Source organism: Bacillus sp. MYb209 (assembly GCF_002975175.1).
GTDB lineage: Bacteria > Bacillota > Bacilli > Bacillales > Bacillaceae_G > Bacillus_A.
On sequence record NZ_PCNZ01000133.1, the window covers coordinates 1 to 1100 of the forward strand.

At 35.5% G+C, this 1100-nt stretch carries 1 pseudogene; it reads right to left on the reverse strand.

Features of this window, described 5'->3' with window-relative positions:
• Positions 1-37: 37 nt before the first annotated feature.
• A pseudogene (locus CQZ94_RS30785) lies at positions 38-1100 on the reverse strand (IS3 family transposase); the annotation flags it as partial.

The window sequence follows — 1100 nt, forward strand, 5'->3', positions numbered from 1 at the left end:
TAATCTGTACCCTTTGTAAAGGACATTTTGAAAAAAGTTAGGCAACATCAAGAAGATGATTTCTGTATCCAACAGGAGTCATCTTTTTTAAATTCCATTGATATCTATAATGATTATAGTACGTCATATATTTCTTAATCTCTTGTTTCAACTCAGTAAAAGACTCGCAAGGTTTTATATGTGCTTCATCTTTCAGATGACCAAAAAATGATTCTTGTGGAGCGTTATCCCAACAATTCCCTCTTCTTGACATGGATTGCCCGAGATTTAGCTTTTTGACTAGCTTTTGGTAGGTAGGACTTGTGTAGTGGGCTCCTTGATCTGAATGAATATATGCACCTTCAGTCAATCGAATCCTCTTATTCCTTTTTAGTTTATGAAGGGTTGTCGTTACGAGGTCTAATGTCATCTGTTCTGAAACATGGTAAGCTACAATTTCATTGGTTGAGCCATCTAAAATTGTAGACAAATAGGCTCTTTTATTCTTACCATAAACTAAATAGGTGATATCTGTAAGAAGTGTTTTTCCTGGGGTGTTTTGTTTAAATTCTCGATTTAATCGATTCGGTACTACTCGATGTTCTTTTGTCGCTTTCAGCATTCTTTTATAAGGATTCGCTTTACGAACCGGACAGACAATCTCATATTTCTTCATGATTCTACGGATACGTTTTAAATTGTAGACAACTTGAAACTGACCCGCTAATGTCATCTTTATTTGACGAGCCCCTTTCTTTCTATTTCTAAATCGAAGTGCTTTTAATATGGTTTCTTTCACGATTTCATCTCGATCGCTCTTTTGTTTCCGTTGTTCTTGAGATGAAATTGAAAAATAATTATAGTATCCCGAACGGGATACACCAACTACTTTACACAAATGACTGACCATATTTCTTAAGTTGTATTTTATGATGACAGAATGAATCAAGATGAATTTCTGACTAGGTGGTAACGTTATTTCCTTCTCATCCTCCCTTCCATAAGTTTGATTTTTTTTAACAATTCATTTTCCGCCTTTAGTAAGTTTCGTTCGGCTTCTAAACGGGCATACTTCTCTTCTAACGTAAGCTCTCTCTCAAGAGTTCTTCCAGCGTTTTCGG